The following is an 18,613-nucleotide window of genomic DNA, read 5'->3' on the forward strand; positions in this document are numbered from 1 at the left end:
NGACCACGTCGCCGACGCCATCGACATCATCTCGGACAATGAGGGCATCGCCCTGTCGCGCCGCCGGATCACCGTCTCGACCTCGGGCGTCGTGCCGCAGCTTGAGGCGCTGGGAACACGCACCCAGGCCATGCTGGCGATCAGCCTGCACGCCACCAACGATCCCCTGCGCGACGTGCTGGTGCCGCTGAACAAGAAGTATGATCTCGAACAGCTGATGGCCGGCATCCGCGCCTATCCGGGCATCTCCAACGCCCGCCGGGTGACCTTCGAATACGTGATGCTGAAGGGCGTCAACGACAGCCCCGAAGAGGCGCGCGCCCTGCTGAAGCTGATCGAGGGCATTCCGGCCAAGGTGAACCTGATCCCGTTCAATCCCTGGCCCGGCACCGACTATGAGTGTTCGGACTGGAAGACGATTGAGCGGTTCGCGGCCATCCTCAACAAGGCCGGCTACGCCTCCCCCATCCGCACCCCCCGCGGCCGCGACATCCTCGCCGCCTGCGGCCAGCTGAAGTCCGAGAGCGAGAAGATCCGCGCCTCCAGCCTGCGCAAGGCAGAGCAGGCTGTCGTCGAAGGCGTCGTAGCGGCCTAACCTCCGGTTACAACACGACAAGATTCGTGACCGGGTGTGGCGCCGTCGCGCTTGCGGATTGGGGCGAAAACCGGGCAATCGTCGGGGACCTTCTGCACCCGGATCGCCATGGACTCCTCGTCCCTCTCCACCCTGCTCGACAGCGCCGAGGTCCAGGCCTTCGCGACCGGCTTCCCGACCACCATGGCGCACCTCGGCGTGACCCTCGCCCTGATGCTGGCCGGGGCGGTGATCTACGCCCTGTTCACGCCGTGGAAGGAGATCACCCTGATCCGTCAGGGCAACGCCGCCGCGGCCGTGGCCTTCTCGGGCGTGCTGGTCGGACTGGCCATTCCGCTCGCGGTCAGCCTCAGCGTCTCGACCTCGATCAAGGACATCGCCCTGTGGGGCGTCGCCACGGTGGTGATCCAGCTGCTGGCCTTCCGCCTCGTCGACATGATCCTGACCGGCCTGCCCCAGCGCATTCGCGAGGGCGAGGTCGCCGCCGCCGTCCTGCTGGTGGGCGCCAAGATTTCGACCGCCCTGATCCTCGCCGCCGCCTTGACCGGCTGACGCCATGGGCTTTCCTCGCCCGCCCGACTGGCTGATCTATACGGCGGTCCTCGGGGGCCTGCTGATGCTGTCGCTGGGTCGCCGTGAGAACGCCGACGCGCCGCCGGCGCCGCCGCCGCCCGATGAAATCGAGGGCGCCCTGCTGGGACCGATCACGCCTTTCGATCCGGCCGTGACGGTCCACGCTCCCGACATCCCGTTCCAGCCCGCCTCGGGCACCGCCTTCTCCATCGCCCGGGACGGACGCTGGGTCACCGCCCGCCATGTGGTCGAGGGCTGCCGCCGACCCGCCATCCTGGTCGGCGGCGGCCGCGCCGTCGCGGCCGATGTGCGCCTGGCGCCCCGAGCCGACATTGCGCTGCTGATCACCCAGGGCGGCGCCGACGCCGTACCCGTCGCCGCGTTGCAGACCCTGCGCGCCGGCCAGCGCGCCTTCCATCCGGGCTATCCGCAGGCCCGCGCGGGCGAGGTTACGTCCCGCCTCCTGGGACGAGAGACGCTGAAGGTGCGCGGCAGGGGCCAGCGCGACGAGCCGATTCTGGCTTGGGCGGAGGTCGGCCGCACCGACGGTCTTGGGGGCACGCTCGCGGGTCTTTCGGGCGCGCCTGTGCTGGATCGTCAGGGCCGCGCCATCGGCGTCACCATCGCCGAGAGCCCGCGCCGCGGCCGGATCTACACCACCTCGCCCGACACCTTCGGCCCCGCCATCCGCGGCGTGCAGAAGGCCGACGAGCCGCTGACGGGCCGCACCGTCACCATCGACAACTACGGCCTGGTGGCGGACGACCTGCGGCGGGAGCTGCGGGTGGCGCAGGTGGTTTGTTTGTCTGCGTAATCGTTCTCCCTCCCCCTTGTGGGGAGGGATGTCGGCGCGAAGCGACGACAGGGTGGGGTACGCCTGAACCTCCCCACCCGGTCGCTGCGCGACCACCCTCCCCATGAAGGGGAGGGAGAACGTCGCGCCTTACTTCAGCGCCGCGCTGTCGAGGTTCAGGTCTGACAACGGAATCACCTCGACGTTCGGATGCTTCGCGCGCAGGGCGTCGAGGAATTTCGACGCGTCCCCGACCACCACCACGCTGGCCCGGTCGGCCGGGATGTTGCGGGCGAAGGCGGCCTGGACCCCGGCGGCGTCGACGGCCTCGACATTGTTCACATAGGCCGCCAGATCGCTCATCGGCAGGTCGTACAGCGCCAGATTGGCGACCAGCCCGCCCAGCCCGTCCACCGTCTCCAGCGAGTCGCTGAAGGCGCCGGTCAGGATCGCCTGACGGGTGGTGATTTCCGACTCCGTCGGCGCCGTCGAACCCAGACGGACGACCTCGGCCAGGATCAGGTCGACCACCTCGGGCGCCGCGTCGTTGCGCGTCTGGGCCGAGGCGACAAAGGCCCCTGCATCCCGGCGCACGCCCAGCGACGAGCGCGTGCCGTAGCTGAGGCCGCGCTTGATGCGGATCTCCTGATTGAGGCGCGAGGTGAAGCTGCCGCCCAGCAGGGTGTTGCCCAGCGTCAGCGGGAAATAGTCCGCCGTCGCGCGCGGCACGCTGCGCATGGCCACGGCCACCGCCGCCTGCCCGGCGCCCGGCTGGTCGATGACGATGACGCGCGGGGCCACGGTCTGACCGGCCGGCGATGCGGTCGGGGCCGCGGCCGAACCGGCCGGCGCCCAGTCGCCGAACGCTTCCTGCGCCAGCCGCCGCGCGTCCGCCTCGGTGATGTCGCCCGAGAACACCAGCGTCGCCGCCTCGGGTCGATAGCGGGCGGCGTGGAAGCCGACGATGTCGTCGCGCGTGATCGACGGCAGCGAGGTCACCGTGCCGATGCCCGGCGAGCCATAGGGCGCGTTGCCATAGACGACGCGGCCCACAGCCTGGCTCAGCACCTGACCCGGCGTGCTCAGCGCCACCTTCAGACCGTCGAGGGTCTGGGTCCGCTGACGGTCCAGCTCCTCCTCGGCGAAGGCGGGATTGCGCACCAGATCGGCCATCAGGGCGACGGCCTGCGGGAAGACGTTCGCCGGCGCATTGGCGAAGACGTTGGTGAAGTCCGGACCCGCCCCGGCGCCGACATTGGCGCCCAGCTGTTCGATCTCGGTGGCGATCTGCGGCGCCGAGCGCGTCGCCGTGCCCTGCGTCAGCAGATTGGCCGTCAGGCTGGCCGCGCCGGTCTTGCCCGCCGCCTCGTCCGCCGAACCGGCGTCGAAGCTCAGACGGGCCGAAACCAGCGGCAGGCCGCTCTTGGGCGCCACCAGCACGCGCAGGCCGTTGTCGAGGCGGAAGTCGGCGATGGCCGGCGTCGAGGGCGACACCGATGCGGCGATCTCCGGCATGCGGGCGCGATCGGCCTCGGGCAGCAGGGTGAAGATCTCGCCCACCGGCGCCAGATCGGCCACCCGCACCGGTGCGTCGACGGCGGTGTTCTGCGCCGTCGTCGGATGGGCGTCGTCGGCGGCCAGATAACGGATGGTCGCCGCGCGCTGCGGGGTCAGATAGCGGCGCGCCACCCGCTGCACGTCGGCGGCGGTCACGGCCTGGATGTCGGCGATCTCGCGGTCGGCGGCCGAGGCGTCGCCATTGGTCCCGATCAGGGCCGAACCCAGCACATTGGCGCGGTCGTCGATGGTCTCGCGGTTGCGCAGGGCGTCGGCGACCAGCTCGTTCTTGGCCTCGGCCAGTTCGGCGTCGGTGACCGGTTCGTCGCGGAAACGGGCGATCTCGGCGTTCAGGGCGGCGACGCCCTCGTCCGCCGTATGGCCGTCGGCCATGATGGCGAAGGCGGTCAGGTGACCGGCCTGCTGCTTCATGTCGGGCGAGCTGCCGATCTGGGCCGCGATCTCCTTTTCATAGACCAGCGACCGGTACAGCCGCGAGCTCTCGCCGGTCGACAGGATGCCGTCCAGCACCGTCAGGGCGGCGCGATCGGGGTCGGCGTATTTGACCGTCGGCCAGGCCAGCATCACCGCCGGCAGCGGCACGTTCGGCGCATGGAAGGTCAGGTCGCGCGGACCCGCCGGTTCCGGCTCGACCACATTGTTGGCCGGCAGCGGACGGTCGGGATTGGCGATCGGCGCGAAATACCGGTCGATCCAGGCGTCCAGCTGCGCCTGATCGAAATTGCCCGCCACGATCAGGTAGGTGGCGTGGAACCGCCGCACGTCCTCCAGCGTCGCCGCGTCCAGATCCTCGATCGAGCCGATGGTCGTCCGGCGATAGGGGCTTTCCTGATAGATGGTGGCGGGTTCGAAGACGCCGAAAAGCCGGCCATAGGGGCTGGCCAGAATGCCTTGACGATACTCCTCCTGCACCACCGCGCGCTCGGACCGGAACACGTCCTCGCCCACGACCAGCGAGCTCATCCGGTCGGCCTCTGCGAACAGCAGCCGCTGCAGGTGGTTGGCCGGAATGGTCTCGTGATAGGCCGTTACATCGTCCGAGGTGAAGGCGTTGTTGTTGCCGCCCACGTCCTCGGTCAGACGGTCGAAGGTCTCGTCGGGGAAATTCTTGGTCGCCTTGAACATCAGGTGTTCGAACAGGTGGGCGAAGCCCGAACGCCCGGCCGGATCGTCCTTGGACCCGACCTTGTACCAGACCTGCACCGTGACATTGGCGGTCGAGGCGTCGCGCGCCGTATAGACCTTCAGCCCGTTCGGCAGGGTGCGTTCGACGAAGCCCAGCGGCGGTACGGCCACCACGGCGGTCTGTGACAGCACCGGCGCCGTCTGGGCGGCGGCGGTCGCAGCCGGCAGGCCGAGCAGAAGGGCGGAAGCGGCGGCAGTCAGGATCAGGCGGGACTTCATGGACACGGGCTCCGAAAGCCCGTCGCATGCGGGCCCCCGGACCCTATCAGCGGCCCGCCCGCGCGCACCTTACGGAGTCGTAATGTGCCGGATCAGTCCAGCGTCAGCGCCTCGGCCAGCAGCTTCGCCTCCGCCGCCCGGCTCGAGCCCGTCCGCCACGCCACCACGATCTCGCGCCGGGGGGCCTTGGCCGCGATCGGTCGCACCACCACGCCCGGCATGTCGGCCAGTCCGGCCCGCACCGCCATCTCGGGCAGGAAGCTGACGCCCAGTCCCGCCGACACCATCTGCACCAGCGTATGCAGGCTGGTCGCCGCGAACACGTCGTCGCCCTTGGGGGGATCGATGTCGAAGGCCGCCAGCGCCTGATCGCGCAGGCAGTGGCCGTCCTCCAGCAGGATCAGGTCCTCGGCCTTCAGCGACCCGGCCGGGATCGGTCCCGTCCCGGCCAGCGCGTGGCCCAACGGAGCCGCCGCCAGGATTTCGTCATCGCCGATGCGCGCGTGGTCCACGCCGTGCGAGTTGTAGGGCAGGGCGATCACCGCCGCGTCCAGCTGCCCCGCCTTCAGCCCCGCGATCAGCCGCGGCGTCAGGTCCTCGCGGATGAACAGCCGCAGGGCCGGATAGGCCAGCTTGATCCCCGGCAGCTTGGTCGGCAGCAGGAAGGGCGCGACCGTCGGGATGACGCCCAGCCGGAACCGCCCCGACAGCGGCTTGCCGGCGTTCTTCGCCGCCTCGACCAGATCCTCGGTGCGGGCCAGCACATCCTCGGCCCGGCGCACGGCCTCGGCCCCGACGGCGGTCAGCTGGACGTTGCCGCGCGTCCGCTCGACCACCGGCGCGCCGAGGATCTTCTCCAGCTCCTGCACGCCCGCCGACAGCGCCGGCTGGCTTACATGCGCCGCCTCCGCCGCGCGGCTGAACGAGGCGTGTTCAGCCAGGAGCTTGAGATACTGGAGCTGTCGCAGGGTCGGGAGCATCCGCCCGACATAGGCCGTCGCTATGGCGAAAGCCATGCCGATCCACCCGACCTATGCGACGCCGCTCACACGTTCGCCACGCCGAACTCTTCGTCCAGGGTGATGTCGTAGCGGTCGGCGTTCATCACCTTGGTCCAGGCGGCGACGAAGTCCTTCACGAACTTCTGCCCCGCATCGGCCGAGGCGTAGACCTCCGACAGCGCCCGCAGCTGGGAGTTGGAGCCGAACACCAGATCGGTGCGCGTCGCGGTCCATAGCCGTTCGCCGCTGATCCGGTCCGTGCCGACAAAGGTCTCGTCGCCGCTGTCGTCGACCTCCTTCCACGCCGTCCGCATGTCCAGCAGATTGACGAAGAAGTCGTTGGTCAGCTGGCCCGGCCGATCGGTGAAGACGCCATGCTTCGACGCCCCGTGATTGGCGCCCAGCACCCGCAGCCCGCCGACCAGCACCGTCATCTCCGGCGCCGTCAGCCCCAGCAGCTGCGCCCGGTCGACCAGCAGCTCCTCGGTCGGCACGTTGAACCGCACCGACAGATAGTTGCGGAAGCCGTCCGCCTTGGGCTCCAGCACCGCGAAGCCCTCGACGTCGGTCTGGTCCTGCGAGGCGTCGGTGCGGCCCGGCTTGAACGGAACGCCGATCGACTGGCCCGCCGCGCGCGCCGCCTTTTCGATGCCGACCGAGCCGCCCAGAACGATCAGGTCGGCGATCGAGACATTGGTCCCGGACGCCGCCTTGATGTCCTCATAGACCTTCAGCACCCGCGCCAGCTTCTCCGGCTCGTTGACGTCCCAGCTGCGCTGCGGCTCCAGCCGCAGTCGGCCGCCGTTGGCTCCGCCGCGATGGTCCGAGCCGCGATAGGTCACCGCCGACGCCCAAGCCGTCGTCACCAGTTCGGCCACCGACAGGCCCGATGACGCGATCGCATCCTTCAGCGCCCCGATGTCGGCGGCGCTGATGACCGGCCCCTGTCGTTTCGGGATCGGATCCTGCCAGATCAGGTCCTCGGCCGGCACTTCCGGCCCGAGGTAGCGGACCTTCGGACCCATGTCGCGGTGGCACAGCTTGAACCAGGCGCGGGCGAAGGCGTCGGCGAAATAGTCCGGATCGGCCCGGAATTTCTCCATGATCGCGCGGTATCCGGGATCGACCTTCAGCGCCATGTCGGCGGTCGTCATCATCGTCGGCACCTTCCGATGCGGACTGTGGGCTCCCGGCGCCAGCGTCTCGTCCGGATTGCCGACGGGCTGCCACTGTTTCGCGCCGGCCGGGCTGCGGACCAGTTCGTATTCGTGGTCCAGAAGCATGTCGAAGAAGGTCATGTCCCACTTCGTCGGCGTCGGCGTCCAGGCGCCTTCCAGACCCGAGGTGATGGTGTGGTCGCCCATGCCGCTCTCGTGGCCGGACTGCCAGCCCAGACCCTGCTGGGCGATGTCGGCGCCCTCGGGGTCGGCGCCGACCTTGGACGCGTCGCCCGCGCCGTGCGCCTTGCCGAAGGTGTGGCCGCCCGCCGTCAGGGCCGCGGTCTCCTCGTCGTTCATGCCCATGCGCGAGAAGGTCTCGCGCATGTCGCGCGCCGACTGCAGCGCCTGGGCGTTGCCGCCCGGCCCCTCTGGATTGACGTAGATCAGCCCCATCTGGATCGCCGCCAGCGGGCTCTCCAGCGCCTTGCCCGCCTCCTCATCGATGCGGGTGGCGCCCAGCCACTCCTCCTCGGTGCCCCAGTAGACGTCCTTCTCGGGCTCCCAGACGTCGGCCCGGCCGCCGCCGAAGCCGAACACCGGCCCGCCCATGCTCTCGATGGCGACGTTTCCCGCCAGGATCATCAGATCGGCCCAGCTCAGGCTGGCCCCGTATTTCGCCTTGATCGGCCACAGCAGCCGCCGCGCCTTGTCGAGGTTGCCGTTGTCCGGCCAGCTGTTCAGCGGCGCGAACCTTTGCTGCCCCGCATTGGCCCCGCCACGCCCGTCGCCGGTGCGATAGGTGCCGGCCGAATGCCAGGCCATGCGGATGAAGAAGGGCCCGTAGTAGCCATAGTCCGCCGGCCACCACGGCTGGCTGTCCGTCATCAGCGCCGTCAGGTCGCGCTTCACCGCCGCGTAGTCGAGCTTCTTGAACGCCTCGGCGTAGTTGAAGCCGTCGCCCATCGGATCGCCCGACCGGCCCTGCTGATGCAGGATGTCCATGGTCAGGTGGTTGGGCCACCAGTCGCGATTGTTCCGCCCAAGCAGGGTCCGCAGCGCCGCGGGTTCCTTCTTCGGATCGTTCAGGGGAGTGGGGCCGCCGGCTTGTCCGTCCATGATTTCCTCCTGCGCTCCGGGCGCGATTGGAGGGACGGTATGCCTGGCAGGGCGGGAAGGAAAATCGATAAACTTTGTGGTCAGGAACAGCTGAAGTTATCGAGAAGGGCCGCCCGGGCTCGAAAACAACGGACATTCGGGCGCATCGGACTATCGCCCCCTGGGCCAGACTGGAGTTGGGGTCAAAACAGTTTTCTTCAAGAATGGCCGAACGCGTTTTTATGCGCAGACTGCGGGGCCCTTGAACGAAGGAGGGCTCCCCATGCGTATCCTGTTGTCGACCTATGGCTCGCGCGGCGATGTCGAGCCTCTGGTCGGGCTGGCCGTCGCGCTGAAATCGCTCGGCGCCGAGGCGATCGTGAGCGCGCCTCCGGATCAGGAGTTTGTCGATCTGCTGGCCCGCGCCGGCGTCCCCTTCGCCCCCGCCTTCACGCCCGTCCGCGATTGGATCGAGGCGGCGAAGAAGCGGCCGACCGACGGCATCCCCCAGCACGCGGCCCGGATGATCGGGGCGCAGTACAAGGCCATCGGCGCCGCCGCCGACGGCTGCGACCTTATCGTCGCCACGGGCCTGACGCCCTCCGCCGCCGCCGCGCAATGCGTCGCGGAAAAGCGGGGCGTTCCTTACCGGCACGTGACCTTCTGCCCCCTGTTCCTGCCGTCCGACCACCATCGGCCCTTCCCCTATCCGGGCCATCCGCACCCGCCGGGAGTGACCGATCCGCGCGCTCTGTGGATGTTGAATATCGGGACGATGAACGCCCTGTTCGGCGAGGCTGTGAACGGTCAACGCGCCGCCGTCGGCCTGCCGCCGGTCGTCAACGTCCGCGACCACGTCTTCACCGATCGCCCGCTTCTGGCCTCGGACCCTGTCCTGTGGCCGTGGGCCCCGACGGACCTCACCGCCGCCACCCAGACCGGCGCATGGATCCTGCCGGACGCGCGTCCGTTAGCCGCCGATCTGGAAGCCTTCCTCGAAGCTGGCGCCCCGCCCGTCTATGTCGGCTTCGGCAGCATCGCCCTGCCGTCCACGCGCGAGGCCGCCCGCATCGCGGTCGAGGCGGCGCGGGCGCAGGGCCGGCGCGTGGTCCTGGCCCGCGGCTGGGTCGAGGCCGAACCGATCGACGACGGCGCCGACGTCTTCCTGACCGGCGACGTCAACCAGCAGGCCCTGTTCCGCCGCGTAGCCGCCGTTGTCCACCATGGCGGTGCGGGCACCACGACCACCGCCGCGCGCGCCGGGGCGCCCCAAGCCATCATCCCCCAGATCGTGGACCAGCCGTACTGGGCCGCTTGCGTGGCCGGTCTGGGCGTCGGCGTGGCCCACGACGGCGCGACCCCGACGCTGGAGTCCCTCTCCGCGGCACTCTCCAAGGCGCTCTCACCCGCAACGTGCGAGCGCGCCGCCGCCGTTGCGCCCAGCCTCCGCACCGACGGCGCAATGACCGCCGCCCGGCTTCTGCTCGACGGCCTCTAGCCCGCTTCCGCCATCCACCGCATCCGGCAGGCCATCATCGCCGTCTCGCCCAGCCGGTCGACCAGCCGCCAGTTGACCACCGCTCCGATCGGCGCGCCGACGACGGGGATCAGCTGGGCCATCTTGGCCAGGTCGATGTAGTCCCGATACTCGATCTGGAACTTTCGCCAGTCGTAGTCCGTCACCGCCTGCGGCTGGTCCACGCCCGCGATCCACCGCTCCAGCTCGGCAAGGGCCTCGGGCCGCCGTTTGGCGCTGGCGAAGGCCAGATGGAAGATGTGCAGCACGAACAGCCGCTCGCGCACCGTATCGCCGCCCCATCCATAGGCGCCGACCACGTCGCCCAGCATCCGCACCTTGATCGCCATCAGGGCCGGGAAATCTGCCGCCGCCAGCACAAAGCCGCCGGCGCCCGCCACGCCGCCCTCGACGCTGGCGGTATTGCGGTAGACCTTGATCATCGCCCGCGCCCTCAGCTCGCGCGCCGCCAGCGAACCCTCGGCCCGCGGCCGGGTCTGGATCAGGTCCGAGCCGAACAATATGCCCTTGGTCATCGCCTCGACGCCCGCAGTGATGATGGCGTGCACTCGCTCGGGGATGATCTTGTTGATCCGCTCCTGCGTTCCGCGCGTCGCCCGGTCCCACAGCCCCGGCCGCTTCAGCACCTTCGCCCGCCACGCCTCGACCTCGGCGCGCACCGTCGTCTCGTCGACGACCGTGATGAGGTCCGCGGGCGTGTCCCCGGCGGCGATGATTTCGGGCAGGCTGGCCATGACGGCTCCGGATGACGCGGCGTCACGGTTGCAGGCGAAAGCGCGCGGGTCTAGACCGCCGCCAACCCTTTCCTCCCCACAGACAGCCCGGCCTCAACCAGCGCAACGCGCAGGCGGCCCCCAACAAACGGCCTCAAGTAGCGCGAAGCGCGATAGGCCAACGGAGAATGATATGGCTCGCGCGAAGATCGCCCTTATCGGCGCCGGCATGATCGGCGGCACCTTGGCCCACGTCGCGGCGCGTGAAGCGCTGGGCGACGTCATCCTGTTCGACATCGCGGAAGGCACCCCCCAGGGCAAGGCGCTCGACATCGCCGAGGCCACCGCTGTGATCGGCACGGATGTCTGGCGCCGACGTCTGCATCGTCACCGCCGGCGTGCCGCGCAAGCCGGGCATGAGCCGCGACGACCTGATCGGCATCAATCTGAAGGTCATGAAGGCCGTCGGCGAGGGCATCAAGGCGCACGCCCCGAACGCCTTCGTCATCTGCATCACCAACCCGCTGGACGCCATGGTCTGGGCCCTGCAGAAATTCTCGGGCCTGCCGAAGGAGAAGGTCGTCGGCATGGCCGGCGTGCTCGACTCGGCCCGCTTCGCCTACTTCCTCGCCGAGAAGACCGGCGTCTCGGTGCAGGACATCCACGCCTGGACCCTGGGCGGCCACCTGCCCGACGCGGTCAAGGCCGGCTTCCTGTCGCAGGCCGAGCTGGACGCCATCGTCGACCGCACCCGCAAGGGCGGCGGCGAGATCGTCGCCCTGCTGAAGACCGGCTCGGCCTTCTACGCCCCGGCGGAATCGGCCATCGCCATGGCCAAGTCCTACCTTCTGGACCAGAAGCGCGTCCTGCCCTGCGCCGTCTGGCTGTCGGGCGAATACGGCCTGAAAGACCTCTATGTCGGCGTGCCGGCGATGATCGGCGCCGCCGGCGTCGAGAAGGTGGTCGAGTTCACCACCAACGACGACGAAAAGGCGATGTTCGCCAAATCGGTCGAGTCCGTGAACGGCCTGATCCAGGCCTGCAAGGACATCGACGGAAGCCTCGCCTAGGCCTGCTGTCTCCTCCCTGTCGCGAAGCGATGGGGAGGGGGACCGCGAAGCGGTGGAGGGGTAAGGCGGCGCGGCTCCCCTCCGTCACGGCGCGAAGATGCGCCGCGACACCTCCCCATCAGGGATGGGGAGGAGACAAAAGGCCCCGGATCGATCCGGGGCCTTTTTTCATTCGGGGGCGGTCTCGACCATGAGCGGCTCGGGATGGTCCAGGAGCGCGGGGCCGTCGTCCCGGACGAGGAAAAACGTCCACAGATAGAGGGTCCGCTCCTGCGTCAGCCCCTTCCGACAGTCCTGCGCGAGATAGTGGGACGCATCCCGGGCCAGGCCGCAGGCCGTGTCGGCATAGGCTTCCCACTGCGTCTGGCTCTCCGCCAGGGCCGCGGCGAAATCCCCGCCGGACCCGGATGTGCGGCCTTCGAGGGTCGCGCTCGCCGCCGCCAGATACCGGTCCATACGCGCCGTCTCCGCGTTCAGCAGCATTTCGGTGCAGGCGCTGACGTCCAGCCCGTTCATGGGGTTGGCGCAGCGATTGGCGGGGTCGTTGTAGTCCTGACCCGAGAGCAGGGCGGCGATGAGAAGCGTGATCATGTTTCGACGCTAGCACGCCGAACGCCGGTAGGCGGCCTTATTGCGCCGGCGGAGCCCCGTTCGCCGCCTGCGCCAGACTCTGCGCGAACTGGCGCAGCATCTGCAGCCAGATCACCGTCGGCTCCTGCAGATGCTCGGTGCCCACGCCGGTCAGCACCACGTCGTACTGGGCGATGGCGCCGGCCGCGTCCGGCGTCTCGCCGGGCACGAAGAAGGCCTTCAGATAGCGGTTCTCGCGGTTCCAGTTGTTGATCTGCTCGGCCGTGATCGGGCCCGTGAAGACAGCGCTGTACTGCATGTCGTCGCACAGGGACGCGCCGGCGCAGTTGTAGAAGGTCAGGGTCCAGGGCAGCGGCTGGTCGGCAACGGTCAGGACCTGCGCCCCGCCCTCCGACGCCGGCTCGGCCACTGAGCCGCCCAGTCCGATCAGCCAGGTACGGGCGTCGGCGACGACCACGCCCTTGGTCGTGGCCACAGGCGCGGCGGGCGCGGGCGTCTGGGCGAGGGCCGGGGAGGCGGCGCCGAGGGCGAGGACGGCGAACAGGAGGGGCAGGCGCATGGGAAATCTCCGGGATGGCGAACTGTGGACCGGGGGTCCCAGCGAAATTGTGGCGGCCACCTTACGACGTTCTTTCGCGCGCCAGCCACTCCGCCCCCGACATTTCGTTGAGGCGCGACACCGTCCGCTCGAATTCGAAGGCGCCGACGCCCTTCTGGTACAGGGCCTCGGGCGCCGCCTCGGCCAGAACGACCAGCCGCGTCCCGGCCTCGTACAGGGCGTCGATCAGGGTCACGAACCGCCGCGCCTCATGGTGGTTGGCCGGGCCCAGCACAGGCGCGTCCTCGACGAACAGGGTGTGGAACCGCTCGGCGATCGCCAGATAGTCCTGCGGTCCCAGAGCCGTCCCGCACAGCTGGGCGAAGGTCGCGCGCGCCAGCCCGCCGTCGGTGCGCTCGATGACCACGTCGCGGCCCTGCACTTTCAGATGCGCCGGACATTCCTGCTGATCGCCCTTGAGGTCCGACCACAGCGCCTCGAACGCGGCGCGGCAGGCCTCATCCGCAGGCGAGAACCAGACCTTGTCGCCCATCAGCCGGTCCAGCCGCCAGTCGTGCGTGCCCGACACGCTGACGACGACGCATTTCTCCTCGATCATGTCGATGAAGGGGACGAACAGTTCGCGGTTGATCCCGTTCAGATACAGCTGATCCGGCGCCCGGTTCGAGGTCACGGCCAGCACCACATTCTGCTCGAACAGCGCCTCGAACAGCCGGCCCAAAATCAGGGCGTCGGCGATGTCGGTAACCTGCAGCTCGTCGAAACACAGCAACCGGGCCTCCGACGCGATCAGCTCGGCCACCGGCCTTGCGCGTCTTCGCATCGCCCTTGCGCCACTGGCCGATCAGGTCGTGGACCCGGGCCATGAAGGCGTGGAAGTGGGCCCGCGTCTTCCGCGGCTCGGGCGCGCAGGCGTAGAACAGGTCCATCAGTATGGATTTGCCCCGCCCCGGCGGCCCCCACAGATAGACGCCGCGCACCTCGGTCTGGCCGAACAACCCGCCCAGCGGCGCCTTTTTCCGCAGATCCTTCTCCAGCCGCGACAGGGCCTCGACGACCACGACCTGCGACGGATCGGGGGTCAGCCGGCCGTCGGCCAAACGACGGTCATAAGCGGTGCGTATGCGTGAGGGCATCGTTCTCGGGCTTAGCCGGGCCGGCTCTCGCTGAAAAGCGATTGCTTCGCGCACGCGAAAGCCCACATAGACGCCACGCTCCGGCTCGCCGGAACCCAACACCACCCTGCGCTCAAGCAGCGAGGCTCCGCGAGCCGAGCGTTAGCGCGTCCGAAGGACCACCCCATGGGCTATAAAGTCGCCGTCGTAGGCGCCACCGGCAACGTCGGCCGGGAAATGCTGAACATCCTCGAGGAACTGAATTTCCCCGTCGAGGAGATGCACGCCGTCGCCTCGCGCAAGTCGAAGGGCGTCGAGGTTTCCTTCGGCGACAAGACGATCAAATGCGAGGACATCGAACTGTTCGATTTCTCCCAGGTCGATCTGGTGCTGATGAGCGCCGGCGGCGACGCCTCGCGCGCCTGGTCGGAAAAGATCGGCGCGGCCGGCCCCATGGTCAGACGCCATCAAGCTGGCGTCGAAGAAGAACATCATCGCCAACCCCAACTGCTCGACCGCCCAGCTGGTCGTGGCCCTCAAGCCCCTGCATGACGCGGCGAAGATCAAACGCGCCGTGGTCTCGACCTATCAATCGGTCTCGGGCGCCGGCAAGGCGGGCATGGACGAGCTGTGGAACCAGACCAAGGCCATCTACGGCCTGGGCGACGCGCGTCCCAAGCTGTTCCCGAAACAGATCGCCTTCAACGTCATCCCCTTCATCGGGTCCTTCCTCGACGACGGCTACACCGACGAGGAAGCCAAGATGTGGAAGGAGACGCACAAGATCCTCGATCCCGACATCAAGCTGACGGTCACCTGCGTGCGCGTGCCCGTCTTCGTCGGCCATTCGGAATCCGTGAACCTCGAGTTCCCCCGGCGTCATGGTCATCGATAAGCAGGAGCACGACGGCTACATCACCCCCGTCGACGCCGCCGGCGAACACGCCGTCTACGTCAGCCGCATCCGCAAGGACCCGACCGTCGAGAACGGCCTGTCGCTGTGGGTCGTCTCCGACAACCTGCGCAAGGGCGCGGCCCTGAACGCCGTCCAGATCGCCCAGCTGCTGGACGAGACGGGCATGATCAAGCCGTCGTCGGGGTATCGAAGCATCACGGTCTAGGGCTCCCACAACCGTCACAACAACACCGCCGTCATCCTCGGGCTTGTCCCGAGGACCCATCCATCCGTCGCACGAACCGTCAGCGGTTCACGCCTATCGCCGCCCGTGGCCTCCCCGCCATGGGTCCTCGGGACAAGCCCGAGGATGACGGTGTGAAAGGATCAGGGGATGACGCAAACGCCGTCCGCCCCCCGCGCCGCCCTGCTGTCCGCCTTCGGCTGCTATGTCATGTGGGGCTTCATGCCCCTGCTGTTCATGGGCCAGCACGCGGCCGGTTTCGACGCCTTCGAGATCCTCGCCCACCGCGCCCTGTGGGCCGTGGCGGTCGCGGGCCTGCTGGTCGTTCTGGCCGGTCAGGGCGGTCAGGTCCGCGCCGTCTTCGCCTCGCCGAAGACGCTCGGCTGGCTGACGGTCTCCACCCTGCTGATCGGGGTCAACTGGGGCCTCTACGTCTGGGCCACGACGCACCACGCCACGCTGGAAGCCAGCCTCGGCTACTATATCAACCCGCTGCTCAACATGGTCGTGGGCCTGTGGCTGTTCCGCGAGAAGATCGACAAATGGGGCTGGGTCGCCATCGGCCTGGCCGCCGTCGGCGTCGCCTTCCAGACCGCGGCGCTCGGTCGTCCGCCGTGGATCTCCATCGTCCTGGCGCTCAGCTTCGCCAGCTACGGCGTCATCCGCAAACGCGCGCCCGTCGACGCCCAAGCCGGCCTGCTGGTCGAATGCCTGCTGCTGGTCCCGTTCGGTCTGGCATGGGTGCTGTGGCTCCAGCACACCGGCGCCGGTGTGGCCTTCGACAGCCCGGTCAACACCGTGTGGGCCCTCGCCAACGGCCCGGCCACGGTCCTGCCGCTGGCCCTGTTCGCATGGTCGGCGCGTCGCCTGCCCCTGTCGACGATCGGCTTCATCCAGTTCCTCGCCCCCACCCTCCAGTTCGCCGTCGGCGTCTGGGCCGGCGAGGCGTTGACGCCCCTGCGCATCATCAGCTTCGTCTTCATCTGGGGCGGCGCGGGCGTCTTCGCGGCCGCGGCCTTCTTCCGCCACCGCGCCGCGCGCGAGGCCTTGAAGCGTTCGGCGGAACCGGCCTAGCGTCGGGCTCCACGCGGAGCGCGCCATGGCCGGTCAATCATTGTCGCCCGCCCGCAAGCGCTGGATCCTCGCCGCCACCGTCCTCGGCTCCAGCCTGACCTTCATCGACGGCTCGGCGCTGGGCGTGGCGCTGCCGTCGATCCAGAGCGACCTCGGCGCCGGACCCGCCGCCGTGCAGTGGGTGTCCAACGCCTATCTGCTGACCTTGGGGGCCCTGGTCCTGATCGGCGGGGCGGCGGGGGACCGGTTCGGCCGGCGGCGCGTCTTCCTGATCGGCGTCGGCGTCTTCTCCCTCGCCTCCATCGCCTGCGGTCTGGCCCCGACCGTCCAGCTTCTGATCGCCGGCCGCGCGCTACAGGGCGTCGGCGCGGCCCTGCTGACGCCCGGCGCCCTCGCCGTCATCGGCGCCGCCTTCCCGCCCGAGGAACGCGGCAAGGCCTTCGGGACCTGGGCCGGGGCGGGCGCCATCTTCGGCATGGTCGGGCCGCTGGTCGGGGGCTGGCTGGCCGATCAGGCAGACTGGCGCTTCATCTTCTGGATCAACGTCCCGCTGGCCCTCCTCACCGTCATCGTCACTCTCAAGGCCGTGCCCGAAAGCCGGGACGAGGGCGCGCGCGGTCTCGACTGGCCCGGCGCCCTTCTGGCCATGACCGGCCTCGGCGCCCTGACCTGGAGCCTGACCGCCGCCCCCGATCTCGGCTGGGCCCATACCGGAATCCTCGGCGGCCTGATCGTCGGCGTTCTCGGCCTCGCCGCCTTCCTCTGGGCCGAGGCCCGCGAGACACACCCGATGATGCCGCTGGGCATGTTCCGATCATCCGTGTTCAGCGGAATCAACCTGTTGACGCTGCTGCTCTATTTCGCGCTGGGCGGAGCCATGTTCTTCCTGCCCTATGACCTGATCCGGGTGCAGGGCTTCAGCGCCACCATGGCCGGCGCCGCCATGCTGCCCTTCGCCGTCGTCATGGGTCTGTTTTCGGGCTTCGCCGGCAAGCTGGCCGACCGCTTCGGCGCCCGGCTGTCGCTCAGCCTCGGCCCGATCCTCGCCGGCGTCGGCCTCGCCCTTCTGGCCCTGCCCGGACCCGGCGCCGGCTATGTCGACGGGCCGCTGGCGGGGATGACGGTGATGGCGATCGGCATGACCCTGGCCGTCGGCCCCCTGACCGCCGCCGTCATGGGCGCGGTCCCGCCGGGCCATACGGGCATAGCCTCGGGCGTCAACAACGCCGTGGCCCGCGTCGCCGGCCTGCTGGCTGTCGCCTTGCTGGGGGTGATCCTCTCCGCCGTCTTCGTCGCCCGCGCCGACAGCCCCGACGCTCGCGAACTTCTCGGTCGGGTCATGGCCGGCGCCGACCTGGAGGCCGCCGCCGCAGACGCCTTCCACGCCGCCTTCCGCGTGGTCATCCTGACCTGCGCCGCGATGGCCTTTCTGGCGGGGGTCATCGGCGGCCTGACAGCGCCGAAACGAGGCGCCTAAAGCCCCTCGTACAGCGCCCCGATCAACCGTTGCGCCCGCGGGTCGCCGACCAGATAGGGCGACTGCCGCGTCATCACATAGGCCCCGGACACCCCCGCGTCCGCATCGGCGAAGGCGCAGCTTCCGCCCCAGCCGCAATGGCCCACCGCCGTCGGATTGGGTCCGAAAATGTGCAGCCCCTCATTGCGCATCAGTCCCGCCGCCCAGCTGACGTCGAAGGGGACCACCTTGTCCCGGCCGTGGATCCGCTCGCGCGTCATCTCGGCCAGCACGCCGGGCGACAACACCGCCTGCCCGTCCAGCATCCCGCCGTTGGCCAGCACCCCCATGATCCGCGCCAGATCCAGCGCCGTGCCGTGCAGATTGGCTGAGGGCATCTCCATCGTCCGCCACTCAGTCGAGCCGCGTCCGCCCGGCGCCGATCCCTTGTCGAGGAAGGCCGAGGTCTTGATCGCATCGATGGTCCCCAGATCGGGCGCCGAGGCCGGCTTGCGCAGCGCCGCCACCCGCCCGTGCTCCGACTCGGGCAGGCCGATCCACAGGTCGAGCCCGAACGGCCCGGCGAAATCCTCGCGCAGGGCCGCGCCCATGCTGCGCCCGTCCGCCAGCCGGAACAGCTCGCCGGCCAGGAAGCCGATGGTGATCGGGTGATAGCCGGACGCCGTGCCCGGCGGCCACATCGGCGCCTGCGCCGCCAGCCGCTCCAGCACCGCCGCCCGGTCGAACCAGATCGACGGATCGACCGTCTCCGAGAAGCCCGGCAGCCCCGCCTGATGGCTCATCATCTGGGCCACCGTCACCCGGTCCTTGCCGGCCTGGCCGAAGGCGGGCCACAGGGTCGAGACCGGCTCGTCATACGACAGCTTGCCGCGCTCCACCGCCGTGGCGATCAGCAGCGACATCACCGCCTTGCCGGTCGAGAACACCGGCGTCAGCGTCTCGGGGCCGTACGGAACCGCCTGTTCGTTCAGCCCCTCGGGCGCCTCGGTGAAATTGGCGGCGAAGGCGTCCTTCACGGCGGCGAAGCGCGGCGGGCAGACGCCGTGGATGTCGGGGAGGGTGGTCATGCCCCATGTCCTACCGGCGCCTGCCCGATCCGTCACCCCGGCGGAACGGCGGCCCCCGTCAGGATTTCCGTC

The 18,613-nt window shown here is 69.5% G+C and carries 12 protein-coding genes and 4 pseudogenes; 8 read left to right on the top strand and 8 right to left on the bottom strand.

Translation table 11 applies throughout. The annotated features are described in order from the left end of the window. Window position 1: 1 nt before the first annotated feature. The 3 genes and pseudogenes from ASD25_RS09580 to ASD25_RS09590 all read left to right on the top strand — a co-directional run. A pseudogene (locus ASD25_RS09580) lies at window positions 2-595 on the top strand (23S rRNA (adenine(2503)-C(2))-methyltransferase RlmN); the annotation flags it as partial. A 108-nt stretch (window positions 596-703) separates the two neighbouring features. Next, the gene (locus tag ASD25_RS09585) at window positions 704-1,147 is read left to right on the top strand and encodes a DUF350 domain-containing protein (RefSeq protein ID WP_056616713.1); all 444 of its coding nucleotides are present in this window, start codon (window positions 704-706) and stop codon (window positions 1,145-1,147) included. A 4-nt stretch (window positions 1,148-1,151) separates the two neighbouring features. Next, window positions 1,152-1,982: a serine protease gene (locus ASD25_RS09590; RefSeq protein WP_056616716.1), complete on the top strand. Its 831-nt coding sequence runs from the start codon at window positions 1,152-1,154 to the stop codon at window positions 1,980-1,982. 129 nt (window positions 1,983-2,111) lie between these two features. Here ASD25_RS09590 and ASD25_RS09595 read toward each other — a convergent pair whose 3' ends face one another. The 3 genes from ASD25_RS09595 to katG all read right to left on the bottom strand — a co-directional run bounded on the left by ASD25_RS09595 (window position 2,112) and on the right by katG (window position 8,220). Further along, window positions 2,112-4,943, bottom strand: coding sequence for a pitrilysin family protein (locus tag ASD25_RS09595; protein ID WP_056616720.1), 2,832 nt, complete (start codon window positions 4,941-4,943; stop codon window positions 2,112-2,114). Between the two features lie 92 nt (window positions 4,944-5,035). Further along, entirely contained in the window at window positions 5,036-5,923 is an 888-nt protein-coding gene (locus ASD25_RS09600) for a hydrogen peroxide-inducible genes activator (RefSeq protein WP_056617191.1), read from the bottom strand. Window positions 5,924-5,988: 65 nt separating this feature from the next. After that, window positions 5,989-8,220 (bottom strand): catalase/peroxidase HPI, encoded by a 2,232-nt coding sequence (gene katG, locus ASD25_RS09605; protein WP_056616723.1) that lies wholly within the window; start codon window positions 8,218-8,220, stop codon window positions 5,989-5,991. Window positions 8,221-8,482: 262 nt separating this feature from the next. On the opposite strand from katG, the gene ASD25_RS09610 reads away from it, so the two are divergent. Beyond that, window positions 8,483-9,697 carry a glycosyltransferase gene (locus ASD25_RS09610; RefSeq protein WP_056616725.1) on the top strand — a complete coding sequence of 405 codons (1,215 nt, stop codon included), beginning with the start codon at window positions 8,483-8,485 and terminating at the stop codon, window positions 9,695-9,697. Here ASD25_RS09610 and ASD25_RS09615 read toward each other — a convergent pair. Then, entirely contained in the window at window positions 9,694-10,470 is a 777-nt protein-coding gene (locus tag ASD25_RS09615; RefSeq protein ID WP_082572316.1) for an EcsC family protein, read from the bottom strand. The two genes, ASD25_RS09610 and ASD25_RS09615, sit on opposite strands and share 4 nt — an antisense overlap. Window positions 10,471-10,642: 172 nt before the next feature. On the opposite strand from ASD25_RS09615, the pseudogene ASD25_RS09620 reads away from it, so the two are divergent. Further along, window positions 10,643-11,519, top strand: a pseudogene (locus ASD25_RS09620) (malate dehydrogenase). Between the two features lie 168 nt (window positions 11,520-11,687). Here the strand turns inward: ASD25_RS09620 and ASD25_RS09625 are convergent. The 3 genes and pseudogenes from ASD25_RS09625 to zapE form a co-directional block, all read right to left on the bottom strand. Further along, window positions 11,688-12,110, bottom strand: a complete 423-nt coding sequence (locus ASD25_RS09625; RefSeq protein ID WP_056616728.1) for a lysozyme inhibitor LprI family protein — start codon at window positions 12,108-12,110, stop codon at window positions 11,688-11,690. Between the two features lie 37 nt (window positions 12,111-12,147). Continuing rightward, window positions 12,148-12,669: a YbjN domain-containing protein gene (locus ASD25_RS09630; RefSeq protein WP_056616731.1), complete on the bottom strand. Its 522-nt coding sequence runs from the start codon at window positions 12,667-12,669 to the stop codon at window positions 12,148-12,150. A gap of 61 nt (window positions 12,670-12,730) precedes the next feature. After that, window positions 12,731-13,805, bottom strand: a pseudogene (gene zapE, locus ASD25_RS09635) (cell division protein ZapE). Between the two features lie 165 nt (window positions 13,806-13,970). Here zapE and ASD25_RS09640 point away from each other — a divergent pair. The 3 genes and pseudogenes from ASD25_RS09640 (at window position 13,971) to ASD25_RS09650 (ending at window position 17,474) form a co-directional block, all read left to right on the top strand. Further along, window positions 13,971-14,905, top strand: a pseudogene (locus ASD25_RS09640) (aspartate-semialdehyde dehydrogenase). A gap of 168 nt (window positions 14,906-15,073) precedes the next feature. Further along, complete coding sequence (gene rarD / locus ASD25_RS09645; RefSeq protein WP_056616735.1) at window positions 15,074-15,997, top strand: EamA family transporter RarD; 924 nt, start codon at window positions 15,074-15,076, stop codon at window positions 15,995-15,997. Window positions 15,998-16,022: 25 nt separating this feature from the next. Next, window positions 16,023-17,474 carry a DHA2 family efflux MFS transporter permease subunit gene (locus ASD25_RS09650; RefSeq protein WP_056616738.1) on the top strand — a complete coding sequence of 484 codons (1,452 nt, stop codon included), beginning with the start codon at window positions 16,023-16,025 and terminating at the stop codon, window positions 17,472-17,474. On the opposite strand, the gene ASD25_RS09655 is transcribed toward ASD25_RS09650, so the two are convergent. Continuing rightward, window positions 17,471-18,541 carry a serine hydrolase gene (locus ASD25_RS09655; RefSeq protein WP_056616741.1) on the bottom strand — a complete coding sequence of 357 codons (1,071 nt, stop codon included), beginning with the start codon at window positions 18,539-18,541 and terminating at the stop codon, window positions 17,471-17,473. The genes ASD25_RS09650 and ASD25_RS09655 overlap by 4 nt on opposite strands. Window positions 18,542-18,613: the final 72 nt, after the last annotated feature.

The organism is Brevundimonas sp. Root1423 (assembly GCF_001426805.1).